Below are 18,061 nucleotides of genomic sequence, written 5' to 3'. Positions count from 1 at the left end.
AACTTCCCCTTTGACTGGGCTCCGACTTCGGTCGGAGCCCTTTTTCTTTGTCGCGACTTCAAGTCGATCCCAACCGGATCGAAGGCTGTGCTTAAGCACGATGATCGGTCCGCCGACGCAGGCGAAAGTCCAGGCATCTTCCGGCGCGGTACGCCGGATCGTGAGCCGTCGAGGATATCCATGTCCACTTTCGATCTGACCGTCCTGAACGGTGTTACGTTCGCCCCCGAGCATGTCTCTGGCATCGGTCAGTCGACTATCGACCAGTCCGCGTCGTCTTCGACCAACGGCCTGGAAATCGAGTTCACCAGCCCCATAAACCGGGGAACTCTCGTCGGCTTCACCGTTTCCAACGTGACCAACGCCTATGTGGCCGGAAATGGATCGACCTTTCCCACCTTCGGCAGCTTCACGCTGACGCCCACGGACGGCGGCGCGGCCAGAACCTGGTACGTCCATGGCTTCTCGGGCGACGCCCTCTGGGTTTCCACCGATCCGACCTTCACGCTCAATGAGTTGTTCGGCGGCTTCTCGAGCGCGATGTTGCTCTCGAACTCCTCGCTTCTGCCGTCGGTCCAGGGGTCCATGGCCTATCAGGCCATCATGGACAATTGGAGCAACGATCCGTCCCTTCGCGACTACTACGTGGCCTACGGCTATGGGAACGGCTACACCATCACCTATCAGGACGCGGCGGGGAACAATCACACCGCGAACCTCAAGGATACCGATGGCGACCAGGTCTTCGACGAGATCAACGGCCGGCCCGGTAACCCCAGCCCACCGACCTTTCCCATCGTCCTGACCTCCGACGCCTCCACCTATGTCGCGCCCCCTTGCTTCGCCGCGGGCACCCTGCTGCGCACGGAACGGGGCGAGGTGGCCGTCGAGGCGCTGGAAGTCGGCGACCAGGTGGTCACGGCCTCGGGCGAAAGCCGGCCGGTGATCTGGATCGGCATGCGAAAGGTCGCCTGCGATCGCCATCCACGCCGCCACGAAGTCGACCCCATACGGGTCAAAGCCCATGCCTTCGGCCCAGGCGCGCCCAAACGCGACCTGCTCTTGTCGCCTGGCCATGCGGTGCTGATCGACGGGGTTCTGGTTCCTGTCGGTCTGCTCGCCAACGGCGCGACCATCGCCCAGGAACCGGTGGTTTCGGTCCACTACTACCATGTCGAGCTCGACGCCCACGACGTTCTGATGGCTGAAGGCGTCGCCTGTGAAAGCTATCTCGACGACGGCAATCGCCAAGTGTTCGGCAATGCGCCCGAACATGTCGCTCTGCATGGCCGCCTCGATCCCGCGGCTTGGGAGACAGCCTGTGCGCCGGTTCTGCGCGAGGGTCCGCTGCTGGCCACGTTGCGTCGACGCCTGGCCGAGCGCGCTGTCGAGCTGGGGTGGCGCCCTTGTGGCGAGCCCCAGTTGTCCCTGATGGCCGACGGCGTCGAGATCGCGCCGTTCCACGCGGTGGGCGACCGCGTATGGTTCATGGCTCCCAAGGCGAAGGGGGTGGTGCTGCGCTCGCCGTCGTCCAAGCCCGTGGAGACGGTCGAAGGCTCGGCGGATCACCGCCGTCTGGGTGTGGCGGTGCAGGGGCTGAGGGTCGACGGTGTGAACGTCCCGCTGGACGACGCGATCTTCGGTGCTGGCTTCGAGGCGATCGAACGACTGGATGCGGCGGCCTGGCGCTGGACCAATGGCGCGGCGCAGCTACGGCTGCCGGGGAGCGCGCTGATCGAACTGTCGCTGCGACTGACCGCACCGACCTGGAAACGTCCGGCGGAGCCGCGCCTGCGCTTGGTCGAGGCCGGCTGAGATCTCGGGGCAGGGGCTGTGCTTCCGCACAGTTCGACCGCCAGCGCCGCCGCCTAAGAGCAGCGGCGGACAGACGGCTTCGAGGGATTTGGCGTGACGGACGTGCTGGAACAGGAACGCGCTGCGCCTGCCGTGCTGGCGAGTGGCTGCGCATGCGGTTCGAAGCTTGAGACTGTTCTGTGCTGCGGCCTGGATCTCCTGCGTGCAGCGCGAGAGCCGGTCGATCCGGAGGGCGTTCGCGCTTTGGCGCGGATGGGGCAAGCCTATCTGGACGGCGAGCTGTCCCTGGCCGAGCACGAGGCCTTGACGGTGTTGCGGCAGGCTCCGGCCTGCCGCGACGCCCTGGGCGGTCTCTACAATGTCTGCAAGGACGACGGCCGCATGACGGCTGCACAGGCGATCGTGCAGAGGATGGTGCTGCTCTATCCCGACGATCCGCAGGTGCGTTTGAACGCGGCCCTGTTCTTTCTCGCTCGCAACGCCGCAGGCGACGCCATGCCCCACGCCAGGATGCTGGTGCGCCTGGCGCCCGAGGCTCATCAAGCCCACCTCGCGCTGGCCCAAGTCTTCGCCGCGCAGCGTCGCCCGCTCGATGCCGAATATCACCTGAGCCGGGCGCTGGAGCTTTCGCCGGCGGCCGAGGCCGAGGTGCTGCCGCTTCTGGCCCAAGCCCTGCGCGGCCAGGGCCGGTTCGACGATGCGCGCCAGGTCCTTCAGCGCTGGGTCGAGAGCGGACCGGCGGGGCCGGCGCTGCTGGCTTGGGCCGAACTGGAGGAGGAGGCGGGTCGCATCGACGACGGTCTTGCGCTTGTCGCCCAGGCCGAGGCGCGGATGCCGGGGGATCCGGCGGTGATGATACAGCGGTCAGTGCTGCTGCGTCGGGCCAAGAGGCATGACGAAGCTTTGGCCGAGCTGGACGCGCTCGCCGATCGCCGCGCCGCCGGGGCGCTCGGCGCGACGGGGCTCAGGGCGCGGGCCAAGGTTTACGAGGCCATGGGGCGTCATGCGGAGGCCTTCGCCGACTTCGCCGAGGCCAAGAGATTGCTCCGTGAGCAGACCGGCGTCGTCTATGGCGCCGACCGCGCCGAGGTCCAGGCCGCGCGGCTGAAGAGCTTTTTCACCGCGGGGCGGCTCGCCCTGCTTCCCAAAGCCGGCGTACGCCCCCACGGACCACAGCCGGTGTTCATCGTCGGCTTTCCGCGTTCGGGCACGACCTTGGTCGAGCAGACGCTGACGGCCACCGGCGACATCGCCGCCGGCGACGAGCTGCAGACCATCCATACCCTGAGCGAGCGCCTGCACGTGCTGCTGGGCAGTCCAGGATTCTATCCCACGGCCTTGAGCGAGCTCTGGATCGGGGATCGTCGGCACGAACTGGACAATCTGCGCGATCACTATCTGAACGAGGCCGCCCGTCTGGGCGCCAGCCAGCCCGACAAGCGCTGGTTCACCGACAAGATGCCGCTCAACGAAACGCATCTGGCCCTGATCCACCTGCTGTTCCCGGCCGCGCCGGTGGTTCACCTGGTGCGCCATCCGCTGGACGTTGTGCTGTCGGTCTTCACCAACAGCCTGAGCCATGGGTTCAACTGCGCCAGCGCCCTGGACACGGCCGCTCGCCACTACGCTCTGACCGCCGACCTGCTGACGCACTACCTGTCGGTGCTTCCACTCAACTATCTGCCAGTGCGCTACGAAGACCTCGTGGTCGACCAGGAGGCGCAGGTCCGGCGGCTGTTCGGGTTCGTCGGGGCGCCGTTCGACGATCGAGCACTGTCGCCGCACGAGAACCCGCGGCACGCCCGTACGGCCAGCTACGCCCAGGTGAGCGAGAAGCTCTATGATCGATCCCGTTTTCGCTACCGCTTCTATCGCGAGCAACTGGCGCCCGTGGTTCCGATCCTCGAGCCGGCGATCGCCGCCCATGGCTATACGATCGACTGGGCTTAGTTCCGTCGGGCTAGAAGCAGGGCCATCGCCCGCTTGCGATCGTCCAGGGCGGCGCGTTCCGTCGATGAAAGCGGCGGTGACGAGGGGCGGGCCTCGCCAGGGTCCACCGGCTGGGAACCGCGCAGCACTTCGAAGTGCAAGTGCGGGCCGGTGGCCAGGCCAGAAGACCCGCTAAGGCCGATCACCTGGCCCTGGCGCACGGCTTGGCCCGCCCTGACGTTCCACTCGGACAGGTGCCCATACAGGGTCTCCAGGCCGTCGGCGTGGCGCAGTCGGATCCGGCGGCCGTAGCCGCCCGCCCAGCCGGCGGTTTCGACCACCCCGTCAGCGGCCGCCAGCACGGGTGTTCCCATCGGCGCGCCGAAGTCCACGCCTCGGTGCATGCGGGTGTAACCCAGCAGCGGGTGACGGCGAGGCCCGAAAGCCGAAGTGATCCGCGTGCGCTCCAGTGGCGTCCGCAGCAGGCTTCTTGCGAGGTCCACGCCGTCGGCGTCGACGAAGCGGTCTTGGGTCCCGTCATCGGCCGGGAGACGATAGAGGCGGATCGAGGCGCGGGCGCCGCTGAGCTCCACATAGTCCACGCGGCCGTCGGCGCGCGCCACCAGCCGCACCCGGTCGCCCAGAGCGACGTCGCGCGTCAGGTCCAGTCGATGGCCGAGCAGGCGCAGGCCCTTGGCCATTGCGGGCTCGTGAGCGCCGTCACCGTAGAGCACTACTTCCATTGGACCGTCGATCACCCTGGCGGCGGTCGGTCCGACTTCGGTGTCGACGCCGGGGAGGGGGGCGTCGTGCTCGATCGACGCCACGAAGGCGGCGAGATCGCGCGACGGGGCGACGGCGGCCGGAGAGGGCGTCGGGCCCCTGGCCAGCGCCGCGCCAGCGACGACGCCAGCCACGGCGGACAGGCCAAGGCCCCAGGCGACGGCATGAGCCATGGCATCCTCCGAACAGAGACCCTAGCCCAGGCGCGCGAAAGACCTGCGACAGCCTTAGGGCCGGCAGGTCTTGTCGTCGCGACGCGCCGGGTCGTCGCACTCCTTGTCGCCAAAACCCAGCACCTGGACGCTGATGATCGAGCGTTCATCGCGGGGGCGGGCTTGGGCGGTGGCTTGGGCGGCTTTCTCGGCGGCGCTGGAGGCGGCGCTCGCCTCGTTGCTGACGGTCGGGGCGGCGCTCGTCGTTGGGACGCCGATGGCCGATCCTTGGACGCTGAAGTTGTCGGCGTTGGCCACCGAGAGGGCCGCGACGAAGAGATTGCCAGCCACCCGCACCCCGGCGTCGCCGGCGTCCACGGTGCCGCGCGGGGCGATCAGGTAGACGTTCGGCGCCTCGACGCCGGGAGCGGGCTGGAAGGCGGCGATGCCGGCCCCACTGACGGCGTTGGCCTGATCCAGCTCGGCATAGGCGTTGTCGCTGACCTTGACCACGGCCGGCGGGAAGTTGGCCGAGGTCTTGGGGCCCTGGCCGGCGTTGAGGTCGCCGTTCGACGACCACATGGCGATGTCGCCGCCCTGTTCGGTGAAAAGCCGGCTCTGATTCAACACGAAGTCGCCGTCGGTGAAGGTGTAGACGCCGCCGCCACGCAGGGTCAGTACGCCCTCGAAGCCGCTGGGCACCTCGCTGAGGTAGGAAGTCTGTGCTGGGACCAGCCCATTGCTGACCACGCCGGAGAAGAGATCGCGGCCGAAGTAATTGCGTCGCGCGGCCTGCTGCGCCGTGCTGACGGTCGAACCGGCCAGAACCCTGCCGCCCGGCCCAAGGATGCTGATATCGCCGCCGCGAGCCGTCTGGATGGTCGACAGGCGCAGGTCCAGGTCGCCAGTGCGGACGGTCTGGTTGGCGCCGTTGGAGCCACCGCTGAGGTCGTTTGCTGTATAGCCGAGCTTGGCGGAGAACAGCGTGTTCACGGCCGTGTAGCCGCGGGAGTACTTCAGGTAGGACGGTCCGGGCACGGAGGTCTGGGTCAGTTCGTTGTGATAGACCTTGAGCAGGAACACGCGTTGCTGCAGTTCCGGCAGGCTGGAGAAGGCCGCATAGGTCTTGGCGTAGTCAGCCGCGCCGGCGGGCAGAGCGTCGGGATGGTTGGCCTGCATCCAGGCGCTCAGCAGGGGGGCGTAGATCGGCTTGGACTTGTCGGGCGTCAGTACGTCATTCGAGTCCGGCGTGTTCACATAGAGATGATCGGGCCAGTTGGCGGCGTTGGCCGGATTCAGATAGGTCTCGCGCAGGCTGGCGTAATCGGCGCCCTTGGCGACGCCGAAAGCCGTGACGACGCTGGCGCCCTGGGCGCCCAGCCAAGGGTTCCATTCCGCGCCCACCGACAGTACGCCGCCGCCGAACACGGCTTGCTGGGTGTTGCTCTGGATGAGCGGATTAAAGACGTCGGTCGCCGAGTTGAGGAATGGGCCAAGGTCGCGGCCGGCTTCAAGGAAGAGATGGCCCGGTCCCCCTATGACGAAGGCGCCGCCGTTGAGCGTGGGGAGGAGCGGGCCCATCACCGGCGCGCCGTTGACGTAGTCCACGACAGCTCGTCGAAGCGTGGTCGTCGCCGTGATGTCCCGTCCAGCGACGATGCGGGTGATGTCGGTGGAGCCCAGGTTCTGGCCGAAGAACATCATGTCGACGATGTCCTGGCCGGCGCTGATACGGGTCAGCTTTGGCGTGGATATGATCATCCCGTCGATGTCGCCGCCGGCGTGGACGCGGTTGGGCGTGGCGTCACCTGCGTGAGGGAGGCTCGAGGCGTGAAGTTGCAGGCGTTCGGCGAGGCTGGTGGAAGGCAGTACGGCCGGGAAGGCGAAGGGCTTGCCGCCGACCAGTTCGTTGCCGACAAGCCGATAGCTCGAGAAGGCGCCGGGCGTGAGGCCAGGATCGATATCCAGCATGGCGATCGTCGTTGCGGCCACATCGCCGCCGGCCGCCAGCGTCAAGGTTCCCCGGGCGCTGGGATACAGCAGGATCTGGCGGTCGATGTTGCTGCCCAGCGAAAGATCGCCGGCCAGCGCCACCGCTGAGAAGCTGGTGGGATAGATCGCCTTGCCGATCAGCGAGCTTGGGTCGCCGCCGTTGGAGACCACGTCGCCGACGCCAGTGTTGAGGCTGGGGTTGGCCACCGTCACCGATCCTCCCGCCAGGATCGAGACGCCGCTGTCGCCGCTGTAGAAGCCTATGCGATTGATGTCGCCGACCCCCAAGGCGGTGATCCCCTGGATCGCGGCGTCGCCGAGGGCGGCGATCCTGATCTGGGCGTCTGTCAGGCGCAGGCGAAGACCGTTGTCGGTCAGCGCCGAAGGGGCGGCGGCATCGAACTGCGCCCTCCCCGCGGCGGCGATGTCGCCGCCTACGACGATGTCGCCATCGCCCCTTCCGATGTCTATCCGGCCGCCCAGCAGGTCGCCGCCGACCTTGATCGATACGTCGCCGCCGCCGAAGGTCAGCAAAGCCCGGCCGGTGCGCCCGCCGACGTCCGCGGTGGTTACGGAGGTGTCGGCGACAATGCTCAGGTCGACGACCTGGCCCCCGGCGGCGACCATGACGTCGCCGCCCCCCAGCGTGCCCACGCCCTCGGCGAACAGCTTGTTGTTGATGCGAATGTCGGTGATCTCGCCGACCTGACCCACGCGCCAGGGCTGGGTCATGGATCCCACGAACGCCAGGTCGCGGAGCTGGTTGCCGTTGGCGCCGATACGGGCGGCGCCGTAGGCGTCGCGCCTTCCGAGTACGTCGCCACCGGCGGTGAGGCTGACGTCGCCGCCGCCTTCGGCGTAGACGGTTTCGGCCTCGAGCAGGCCTGCGAGTCCCGCGCCGCCGCCGGACCCCGCGCCGTACCCGTAGTTGGTCAGGCGCGGATCGGGTTGCGAGTAGGCGGTCGGATCGAGCTGCAGGATCTCGCCGGTGGCGGGATCGGCGACCAGCACCTGGCGCGGCAGGACTCGATGGCCGGCGGTGTAGACTGCGGCGCCGCCGACCTGATAGCCGGAGGTCGCGCTCGTCACCGCGCCGGTGGTCAGGTTGCGGTACACGGCGTCCTGGCCATTGCGCAGGTCGATGGCGCCCGCGGCGGAAAGTTCGATGCTTCCCGTGCCGGTGCGGATGAGCGCGGCCGTCTGGACGGTGGTCAGCGGCGGGGCCGCGGTCGGACGGGGCGGGGTGTAGCTGGTCTTCAGGGTGGACCAGGAGTTGGCCGACAGTTTGAGGAAACCAGCCGCCAGTTCGAGCGTGGTCGAAACACCTGTCGGTGCGTTGGCCGGTCCGGTCAGGGTGTAGCGCCCTGGGAACTGCGCGAAGTAGGCGCGGGCATTCTGGGACAGGAACGCCGACACCGCCGCTGGGGCCGCCGAGAAGGTGATGCGGGTGTAGGAGTTGACCGTGAATGCGGGGTTGGCCGCCAACTGCGCTTGCAACCAGGCTTCGGCCGTCACTCTCTGGCCGTTGGCCGTGCCAAACAGCAGAGTGTCGGAGAAGGCGGTCGTGCCGGCGACCCCGCCGTAGCTGTAGGCGCCCCTGCCGTCGAGAGACAGGCTGGCGTCCGATCCGGCCTGGGTGCGGGTCGGGTCGGCGCTGAAGGCGCCGGAGTTGTCCCGGGCGGCGCCCGCGACCAACTGGTAGGATGAAGAGTGGACGGCCCGCTGTCCGGAGGCTGTCTCGATGAGCGGGAACAGGTCCGCGCTGGCGACCGCGTCGCCCGCGCCGTTCAGGCCCGAGCCGAGCGCGGCGGCGCTGTTGGCCGCGGCGCGATAGGGGGCAGGGTTGCCGCTCGCCACCAATTGGCTGCTGAGGGCGGACGCCCCCGGGAAGGTGACGCTGATGACGTTGGTCGGCGAGCCCGTGGGCGTATAGGCGCCGATGGTGGCGCACGAGCCCACGCAGGCGCCGTTCACCGATCCGTTGTAGACCTTCGATCCGCCGCCCAGCACGGTGTTCAGATAGGCCGGATCGGTCTGGTCGCCGAAGGTGAAGTAGCCATCGGTGATGGAGCCCTTCAGCGTGAGGTCGCCGCCCGCTCGCAAGGTGAGAACGCCTGCTTCGCCAGAGGCCTTGCCGCCGACCCGGTAGGTCATGTCCGCATAGTCGGCCAGCAGCGCGCCTTCGGAGCCAGGCTTGACGTAGTAGGCGCCGGCGAGACTGGGGTGCAGGGCCATCAGTCCGGCCGAAACCGCGCCGGAGACGTTCACCACGCCCGCGGCCAGGTTCCAGTTCGAGCTCAGCACTAGGTCGCCGGCGTAGTTCAGCTCGACGCCTGGGCGGGCGTGGAAGTTGGCGGCCGACGCCAGGCCGCCGAGTTGTCCGTAGGCCGCCGAAATGTCGAACCGGCGGATGAAGTCGGCGAGGGTTCCCGCCGTGGTGTCGGCCAGGAAGTTGGGCTTGCCCGTCGCGGCGAGGTCCAGCGTGGCCACGCCATTGCTGATCGTGACGCCGGAAAATTGGCCGCCGACGGCGATCTCGCCGAGGTCGTAGGCCTTGTAGCCCTCGACGGTGACGCTGTCGGCGCCGGTGACGGCGCCGGCGAACGAAACGTTCACCGTCTGAAGACCGCCTGCTTCGACGACCGGCGCGCGCAAGGTAAGCGAGCCGCCGCGGTCGGCCTCGACCAGGCGGTAGTTGGTCACGCCGTTCTCGCGGGTTTCGACCAGGCGGGCCTGGCCGCGGGCCGCGCCGACATCGATGGCCGCTCCGGCCTCGACCCGGATCGCGCCGTTTTGGCTCGTGCCTATCAACACCGAACCGCCCTCGGCAACGCGCGTCGCATCGTCGCCATAGCCTTCGGCGCGGGCGTCGATCTTCGAGCCGGTGCGCAGCAGCACGCCGTCGGCGCCGATCAAGCGGACGTCGCCGCCGTTCACGCCTGAGACGTCGATCGCGCCGGCCAGGTCTATCCGGCCGCCGTCGGCCGTCAGGAAGACATTGTCCGCCTTCAACGTCTGGCCCGCGGCGAGGGCCAGGTCGCCGGTTCCGGTCCGGATGGCGACATGGCCGGTGAACGCGCCTCCGGTCACAGCCTGGAACCTGGCGAGATCAAAGGCACCGCCCTGGTTCAGGAAGAAGCCCGCGCCCTTGCCCGGCGCATTCGCTTCCAGGGCGCCGGCGAAGCGCACCGACCCGTTGGCGGCGTTCAATGTCAGGTCGCCGGCTTCGCCCATGCCGCCGCCCACCGAAAGTGTGGAGCCTTCCGCCAGGTCGATGTCGCCGTTCACCGAGGTCAGGGTGAGGGCCCCGCCCGAGGCGTGGACCAGATAGGGATCGGCCGCGTCGCCGAACGACTTCACGTAGCCCGGCGTCGCCAGGATCGCTCCGGCGCCGATGGTGAGGTCGTCCCGTGCGGTCAGCTTGAGCACGCCGGCCGAGGCGCGGATCCTGGTCTGGGCCACCGAGATGGTCGCCCCGTCGATCGTCAGCGATGCGCCGGCCACGCCTTCGGGCGCCGCCGCGGCCCCGCCGCCCAGGATGCTGACCGCGCCGCTGGAGACGAGGGCCAGCGTGGGGATGATCGCTTTGCCGTCCGAGCCGATCGGGGCGGCGCGGTCGGCGATGAGCGGGGTCGAGATCGTCAATGCCGCGGAGCCGACGTTGAGCGAGCCGCGCCCCTGGTAGAAGAACCCGTCGCGGGCCGCGATCGATACGCCGCCGCCGGCACCGAGAACCTGCAGGTCGCCCGATCCAAAGGCAAGGTTCTGGGTCGAGATCGCCAAGGTCCCCGCGCCGCAGGCGGTCACGCAGCCAGCCAATTTCGCATGAGCGTTGGCGAGGGTCAGCGAGCCGGCCGTGAGTTTGACCGAACCGTCGCCCGGGGCCACGGCCAAGCCGCCCGCGTCGACGACAAGGTCGCCGAATGCATAGTCGCCGGCCGCGAAGTCGATGACCGATGGCGTGCTGAGCGTCAGGCGCTTGGCCGCGCCCAGCGCCTTGGCCAGGCGCGCCGTGACGACCAGACCGCCGAGGCCTTCAGGGGTTTCGGAGAAGTGCATCTCCGCCGCGCTGAGGCCAAGGTCGGTCGCGGAGAGGGTGGCCTGGGGGTCTATGGTCAGGTCGCGGCTTGAGTTCAGCAGCACGCTGGCGCCTGTCAGGGTCGCCGCCCCGACACGTAGCAGGGCCGTGTCGGGGCCAGCGTCCATGTTCGTTCGCGCCACGGTTCTGGCCGCGCCGTTGGACACCCTGACCAGCGCGCCCTTGCCCGTGAGGTTGGTGGCGGACCCGTCTAGCAGATAGGCGCCCGTCCGCGTGTCGGACGTGGCGCCCCGCGCGATGACGGTCGCGCCGTCGTCGATGATCACGGCTCCGCCGTTGTCGACCGCCAGGAGCAGGTCGGGCGCGGCCAGGGCGTGACCGGAGTCGTTGGAAACGGTGATCCGCGAGGCGCTGGCCTTGATCGTGGTGGTCCCGTCGGCGTTGTCGGTCCGTGTGCCGCCGATCAGCAGGCTGTCGACGTTGAGGTTTGACAGCTGGTCGGCGTCGAGCTGGATCCGGCCGGCGATGGGCGCCCCTACGTCGGAGACGATGACGATGTCAGCGCCGCTGATGTCGGCCTGGGCGCCGCGGCCGCCCTTGGCCGGCGTGGTGTCGAAGGTTCCGGCCAGCGTCAGGCTGTCGACGGGCTGGATCGTAAGACGGGCGGCGTCGGTCGGCAGTCGAGGAGCGACCGTACCGGCCTTCAGCGCCTGGTCGGAGAAGGCCAGGGTGGCCGACGTCAGGGCGATGTTGGAGTAGCTGCGGAAAACTGATTGGCTCTGCACGGTGAACATCCGCAGCGCGGAATCTTCCTGGCCGTTGAGCCCGCCAAAGCGTCCCGAGACCAGTATCGAGCCGTCCAGACCGCTCTGGGCAAGGCCGGGAGCGGCGTTGAGGCCGCTTTCCTCGACGACCCGCATGCCGCCAGGCAGGGTGGCGTACTGGGCGGGGAGCAGGGTGTACCAGCCGGCGGCAAAGCCCGGACCTCCGCTCAGGTACACGCGCCGGCCGACGGCCGTAGCGCTGTAGAGGTCGGCGTAGTTCGATGAGTAGATCGGGTCGAAAGCCGCCACGCCTCCGTCCGAGAGCCCTGGGACGATGGCGTAGACCTGGCGCTTGTCAGCGTACTGGTAGCCTCCGTTGCCGCTGAAGGCGTCGGGATTGTACTGGCTGAGCACGTCACGTGAGCCGCCCACGCCGGGAATGAACTCGTAGGCGTAGACGTCGCCCCCGCCGCTGAGGTCGATCTTGGCGCCGCCTTGAGTGACGATGTCGCGGCCGGCCAGGTTCAGGGCGCCGGCCGGCGGTCCCTTCAACGGGTCGGCGCCGGTGGGGCTGAAGTAGTATTCCTTCTGGTCAGTCGTCACGCCGTAGGGGATGGACAGTCCGCCGGCCGAAACCGAGGTGAGGCCTCCATCCGCCAGGATCACCGAACCGGTCGCGGGAGCGAACTGGACGCCACCCCGCGTCAGCGGGCTCTGGGCGCCGAGAGTCAGCGTGCCGAGGGGCGCGCGCAGGACGCCGCCCTGGACGATGCTGGAGGCCTGGAAGCTGAGATTGCTGCCGGCTGAGTAGGGTGTCGCCGGCGTCGTGGCGCTGGAGCGGCCTATCGCGATCAGGCCGTCGCCTGCCGTCGAGGTCACGGCGTAGGTCGAACCGGTCGTGGCATAGATCTGGCCGGCGACCAGGGAGAGGTCGCCATTGACGGCAAGGTGACCCGAAAGGCTTGGAGCCGGCGCCGCGCCTGGGATGGCGAACGCGGTCTCGTAGGGCGCGACACCCGTGAAGCGCAGGTCTCCGGCGACATTGAAACGGGCCTTGGCGACGGAGCGGTCGAACAGAACCGCGCCGCCCACGTCCATCGCTCCGGCGTCAAACACGACTTCACCCGCGCCGGGGACGCCGACGTTCGGGGTAGCCAGGCTCTGGAAGGCGCCGCCCAGCGAGATGTAGGCCGCCTTGATCCGCAGCGATCCGTTCGCGCCGATCACGGGAGAAAGGCTCTGGCGATAGGTGGCGTCGTTCAAGGACGTGACGCCGTCCCAGGTCTTTGAGGTCAGATAGAAGGCCGAGCCCAGCTTCAGGTCGACATCGCCTTCGCCCCGCAGCGAGCCTTGGACCACCAGGGTGTCGAAGCCCGCGGCCTCGATGGCCTGGGCTGTCAGGGTGTTGCGGGTGGGGGCGGCGCTGGCGTCGCTCGTCAGCACCAGGTCGGGCAGGGCCAGAACGCCGCCGGCCGCTTGCGCGGATCCGCCGTCGGCCCTGATGGTCGCGCCGGCGATGTTGCCGCCGGCGCCCATGTTCAGGACGCCGCCGTTGCTCCACTGCGTCGCCGGAGCGTAGTTTCCAAAGGCGCTGGGCTGGTCGTAGACGTCGCTGGCGCCCGAAAGATCGATCACGGCGCCCGCCGCGGCGTCGAGCGCCAGGCCGACGGTGTCTTCGCGAAGATTGGGCTGGGTGTCGCTGTTCGTGTAGGGCGAGACGCCGCCGATGGCGGGAGTGACGCCGACGATCGTGCCGGTGAGGCTTCTGGCCGTGGCGGTCTGCAGGGTTCCACCGTTCCAGAGTCGGCCGGTGACGACCTGACGGCCATCGGTCACGGCCGAGGCGTAGGGGTTGCGGATGCTGATGCCGGACAGGTCGGTCACGCTGCCGGCGTCGAGGCGCATTCCGACCTCGGCGTCCAGTTCGCCCAGCAGATAGACCGCGCCGCGAGCCACCTGGGCGTTGGTGCGGGTGGGGTCGATCCTGGAGATCGCGTTCGGGTCCACCGAGCCGTCCGCGCGGGTGCTGAAGATCTCGCTCAGGCTTCGCGCCGCCGTCACGGGGAAGGTAGTCGCCCCGGCGTAGAAGGCGGGAAGCGTGGCGCTCTGCACGACCTTGCCGCCATGGAGGCGAATGAGCCCCTGGTTGAGGATCTTGGAGGCGCCGATGGTCGAGCCGGGCGCGCCGATGATCTGGCCGCCTTGCGCGACCTTGAGTTCCACCAGGCCGCCGAACGTCAGGTTCACGCCCAGTTGGTCCCAGGCCTCCGATGGCGTGGCGGCCGTCAGGACGTCCGAGACCCGGCCGCCCGTTCTCAAGGCGATGAGCGCGGCTGTCTGTGCGGTGGTCGGGCGGATCGAATAGCGCGACTGGGTTAGGTTCAGGCTCTGACCGTTCCCGATCGTCAGGGTCTGGGTGGACAGCACGGCGTTGTAGCCGCCCAGTCCGCTCAGCGTGTTGGGCGTCAGCGACGTGCCGTACGACTTGATGTCGTAGGCGGCGAAGCCGCTTTGCGAGAAGAAGTCGAGGCCGAGGTTCGTGCCGGTCAGGGCGCGCCCCTCGCCGAAGGCGATGGAGGGCGTGGTCAGGCTGAATGTTCCGCCGCCGCCGAACCCGTGGGCCCGGATCGCGCCGCGGCCGATCGAGACCTTGGCGTCCATGGATCCGGGATTGACCGTCGTGGGCAGGCCGTCGAGGCGAATGCCTGGCCAGCCCCCGGCCTCCGGCGTGCCGGTCGGATTGTAGCCGATCTGGAAGTAGGTCGTGTCGTTGGTCAGGCTGACGTCGCCGCCGCGGGCAGTCAGCATCAGGCCGCCGTTCGACGTGACGTAGCCTCCGCTGGACACGTCGATCAGCGAGTGCTCGCCATCCAGCAGGATGCTGCCGCTGAGATCGACGTTCGTTTCCGGCGCCGAAGCGCTGGAGGTCGTCGCCGGATAGAGCAGCTTGCGGGCCGCCACGTTCAGCGAAACCTTCCCGCCGCCCGTGTAGGCCGAGCCTCGCAGGGCCTCTCCCGATGCGCCGTAGTCGTTGATCCACAGCCCCGCCGTGGACAGCGAGCCGTTGACGACGATGTCGTAGTCGCCGGGCTTGGGCGTGACGGCCTCGAAGATCGAGCCCATCCCATAGGTGGTGAGGTCGATGAGGCCGGAAGCCGCCGCTATGGACCCATCGACGGTGATCCGGCCACCTGTCGCGGCGCTGAAGACGCCGCCTGGCGAAAGAACCACCTCGGCGTCGCGCTCGACCGTCAGGCTGCCCGAGGTGGTGAGGTTCAATTGACCCAGGCCCATCTGCGCGAGGGTGTCGGCGCCGAGGGTCAGGGTTTTGCGGGTGTCGAGCGAAGGCAGCGAGTCTTCGGGACGGACAGGGATCAGCAGGTTACCCGAATTGTCGATCGATACGCTCTGGCCGAAGCGCAGGCCGTTGGCGAGCGTAGGGGTCTCGCCGTCGACGATACGGATGTCGCCGCCGCCGCTGACCGTGCTGGTTCCGTTGACCAGGCCCAGTTCCTGGATCGAGAGCAGACCCCCGACCGGCAACTGCGAGGGGGCGGCCTGGACGCGTCGCTTGTCGCCATGGACGGTGGTCGCTCCGGTGCCGAGCTGTGCGTCCTGACGCTGCACCAGGCCCGGGAAAGCGTCGGCGTACACCGTGCCTTCCAGCAACGGCTGCGAAGTCTTGATGGTCAGCGCGCCGGCGTCGCGGCCCTCGCTGTATCCGTCCTGGTAGCGCGCCCCGGTCAGCAGCGGGTTGGCGTAGGTACGGACTTCGTTGAAGCGCGGCTGGTCGTGGACGAAGCCGCTGTAGATGCCCACATAGACGCCGTTGGGGTCGGCCTGACTGATGTCGACGATCGCGCCGCTGATGTCGACCAGCTTGGTGGTGCGCACCATGCCGCCCTGGTAGTTGACCCAGCCGCCGCTGATGTCGATCTGGGCGCCTTTCTTGATGATGACGTCGGGAGCCTTGGCGACGCCGCTCGAATTGCGGGTGACGGCGGTTCCCAGCGTGACGTCGCCGCCCTTGGTCATCAGTTCGGAGGCCGTGATGCCGACCTGCTGGGCGTAGCTTGCCGCCGAGACCAGCGGCGAGCCGATCCAGGCGAAGCCGTCGTCACGCACGCCCGACAGCCGCGGGTCGAGATAGAGCGTCGCGCCGCGGAGGAAGCTGTTGCGTAGCGCCGGGGTGTCGGCCAACTCGTTGCCCTTGACGGGCGAGATGGTCACGCTGTTTCGCGACGCTGAGATCAGCACGTTCTTCAGGCCGGCGACGTCGATCGTCGCGCCGCTGTCGATGAAGATGCGCGAGCCCTCGCTGGTATTGCCCGCCTGGTCCAGATAGGTCGTGTCGATCCCCGGTGCGGCGCCGACCCCGACCTTGGCGCTTGGCGCGTAAATGAGGCTGCCCGACGCCATCTCGACGCTGGAGGTCGCGTCGCCGATGGTGATCCGGGAGGTCTTGAAATCGCTCAGCGACTTGAAGTCCTGGGGGATGGTCCCGTCGTCGTCCGGAGTGATGGCGATGATGCTGGTCGGGGCCAGGCGAATCTGGCCGCCTTGCAGTTCCACGTACCCGTTGCGGGCGACGCTGGTCGTGGCGGTGATAACGCCGGAATTGATCACCGCGCCCCCGCGCGCCGCCATCAGCGAAGCGTACCCCTCGCTGGACTGGATGACGCCCTTGTTCTCGACATAGAGGGCCGAGGCGTAAGCGTTATCTACGCTCGTGGAGACCTTCAGGCCGCGGATGTCGGGCGTGGCCGTGCCGGCTGCGCCGGTCGAGGCTTCGAGCCGCACGGTCCGGCCCGCCGCCAAGCTGACCTGGCCGCGATCGGCCGTCAGCGTTCCCGCATTGGTGATCTTTGGCCCGGCCAGGATGACGAAGCCGCCGGCGCTGGAGGTGATCTGAGCGCCGGCCTCGACCGTGATCGCGCCTTCCAGGCGGCTTTCATTGGTGATGACGTTGATCTGCTGGGCTGAAAGCGTGTCGGCCGCGGCCTGGCCGGCGGCGACCTGACTGGCTGCGCCCAGCAGGCCGAAGTTCAGGAACTCTTCGTTGCGATCGGCCAGGGAAAGGCTTTGCGTCGCGCCGTTCAGCACCCGCGTCTGGCGTCCGATCTCGAGCGTCGACGCCAGCAGGGAGCCGGTGTTGATCTGGGCGTTCTTGCCGAAGATCACGCCGTTCTGGTTGATCACCAGAACGGTGCCCTGGGCCTTGATCGAACCGAGGATCTGACTGGGCGCGGGCGCCTGGTCGGTCCGGCGACCAGTGGCGGGGTCCAGTTGGCCGACGACGCGGTTCAACACCACCCAATCCGGCTTGGCCACGCCATTCTGGCTCTGGTCGAAGTTCAGCGTGGTCTGGGCGCCGACGTTGAACGTCTCCCAAGAAAGCACCGCGCGCGAGGCGGTCTGCTTGACGTCGACCTGGATAGAGCCGTCGGCCTTGGTGGTTTGGGTCGGCAGGTTGGCCCCGGTCCACAGTGACAGGCCACTTCCGGCATTGTTCGAGGTGGGGTTGGCGACCGGCGCCAGGCCGCCGTGCGCCAATCCATTGGGCACGGTCGCGCCGCCGCTCGCCTGTCGTGCGGCGGCCTGGGCTTGCGCGGCGAGGGTGACGGCCTGCTGGGCCCGGGAGGCGTTCTGCAGCGCGCGGGCGGCCGCGGCCTGCTGGGCGGCGGTCTGGCCGCCCGTGGAGAGGCCAGGCACCACCGGAACCGCCACGGAAGGCGCTCCAGCGCCGGTGGCCGCGGGCAGGCTGGTCGCGCCACGCAGGGATGCGACCTGTCCCCAGGCGGTTCCGCCGAAGGCGGCGAAGACCAGAAGGCTTGCGCCGTGCAGGAGCTGAGCGCGAGCCCGCCGGGCGCCGGCCACTCCGAGGTTCTTCTGGGCGGTCATGCTAAATTCTCGCTGGTGCGGACGCGTTCTGGCGGGCGTTACTGAGGACGGGTTTCGGCCGGCGGACGTACGTCCAGGCGGCTGTCGTAGATGCGGTCGCCGAAGTCCTGTTCGAGCTTCTGGATGCGCACGCGATGCAGGCCAGTGAGGGGCTCCTTGCGGGCCACTACGTCGGCTACGCTGACGTTCGACAGGGCGTCGAGCACGTCCTTGGCCACGGCGACGGCCTGGTCATTCTTCTTGCGAGCGCGCTGCAGCGCCTCGTCACGGGCGCCGACCTCGACCTTGAGGCGGTCGCGCTCGGCGATCGCCTGATCGCGTTCGGCCTGCAACTTGGAGGTTTCGCTTCGCGCGGCCTGGGTTTCGGCGCGGGCCTGGCTGACGTCCTGGGCCAGGGCCTCGATGCGTCCGGTATCGACGACCGGCTCGGCCAGCTTGCGGCGGGTCAGGCGCAACTGGCCCTCGGCGGCTGCCAGTCTGCGCTTGAGTTCGTCGCGCTCCTTTTCGGCGGTGTCTTTCTGAGCGGTGAGGGCGGCCTGCCGGCTCTGGGCGCCGCGGAGTTCCGTGGTGACCGAGACCAGCTGGGTGCGCAGGCGATCCTCGAGGCTCTGGGCCAGGACCGGCGCCGCCGTCGACAGAGATGTCAGCAGGGCGACCGTAGCGATGGAGAAGAGGGGGCGCGCCAT

5 protein-coding genes are annotated in these 18,061 nt (G+C 68.6%); 2 read left to right on the top strand and 3 right to left on the bottom strand.

Going from position 1 to position 18,061, the window contains the following annotated elements; all coding sequences use genetic code 11:
• The first annotated feature begins 180 nt into the window (after positions 1-180).
• Complete coding sequence (locus tag V6S85_RS12650; protein WP_334349099.1) at positions 181-1,815, top strand: Hint domain-containing protein; 1,635 nt, start codon at positions 181-183, stop codon at positions 1,813-1,815.
• Between the two features lie 252 nt (positions 1,816-2,067).
• The gene (locus V6S85_RS12645; protein WP_334349098.1) at positions 2,068-3,765 is read left to right on the top strand and encodes a tetratricopeptide repeat-containing sulfotransferase family protein; all 1,698 of its coding nucleotides are present in this window, start codon (positions 2,068-2,070) and stop codon (positions 3,763-3,765) included.
• Here V6S85_RS12645 and V6S85_RS12640 read toward each other — a convergent pair.
• The 3 genes from V6S85_RS12640 to V6S85_RS12630 are packed head-to-tail and all read right to left on the bottom strand — an operon-like array spanning position 3,762 to position 18,061.
• Positions 3,762-4,700, bottom strand: coding sequence for a M23 family metallopeptidase (locus tag V6S85_RS12640; protein ID WP_334349097.1), 939 nt, complete (start codon positions 4,698-4,700; stop codon positions 3,762-3,764). The two genes, V6S85_RS12645 and V6S85_RS12640, sit on opposite strands and share 4 nt — an antisense overlap.
• A 54-nt stretch (positions 4,701-4,754) precedes the next feature.
• Complete coding sequence (locus V6S85_RS12635) at positions 4,755-17,375, bottom strand: filamentous haemagglutinin family protein (protein ID WP_334349096.1); 12,621 nt, start codon at positions 17,373-17,375, stop codon at positions 4,755-4,757.
• Between the two features lie 38 nt (positions 17,376-17,413).
• On the bottom strand, positions 17,414-18,061 hold the full coding sequence (locus V6S85_RS12630) for a hypothetical protein (RefSeq protein ID WP_334349095.1): 648 nt from the start codon (positions 18,059-18,061) through the stop codon (positions 17,414-17,416).

The sequence above is a fragment of the Caulobacter sp. CCNWLW153 genome (assembly GCF_036889365.1).
Lineage (GTDB): Bacteria > Pseudomonadota > Alphaproteobacteria > Caulobacterales > Caulobacteraceae > Caulobacter > Caulobacter radicis.
The sequence above is the reverse complement of the archived record's forward strand: the minus strand, read 5'-3'. Positions and strand labels throughout refer to the sequence as shown.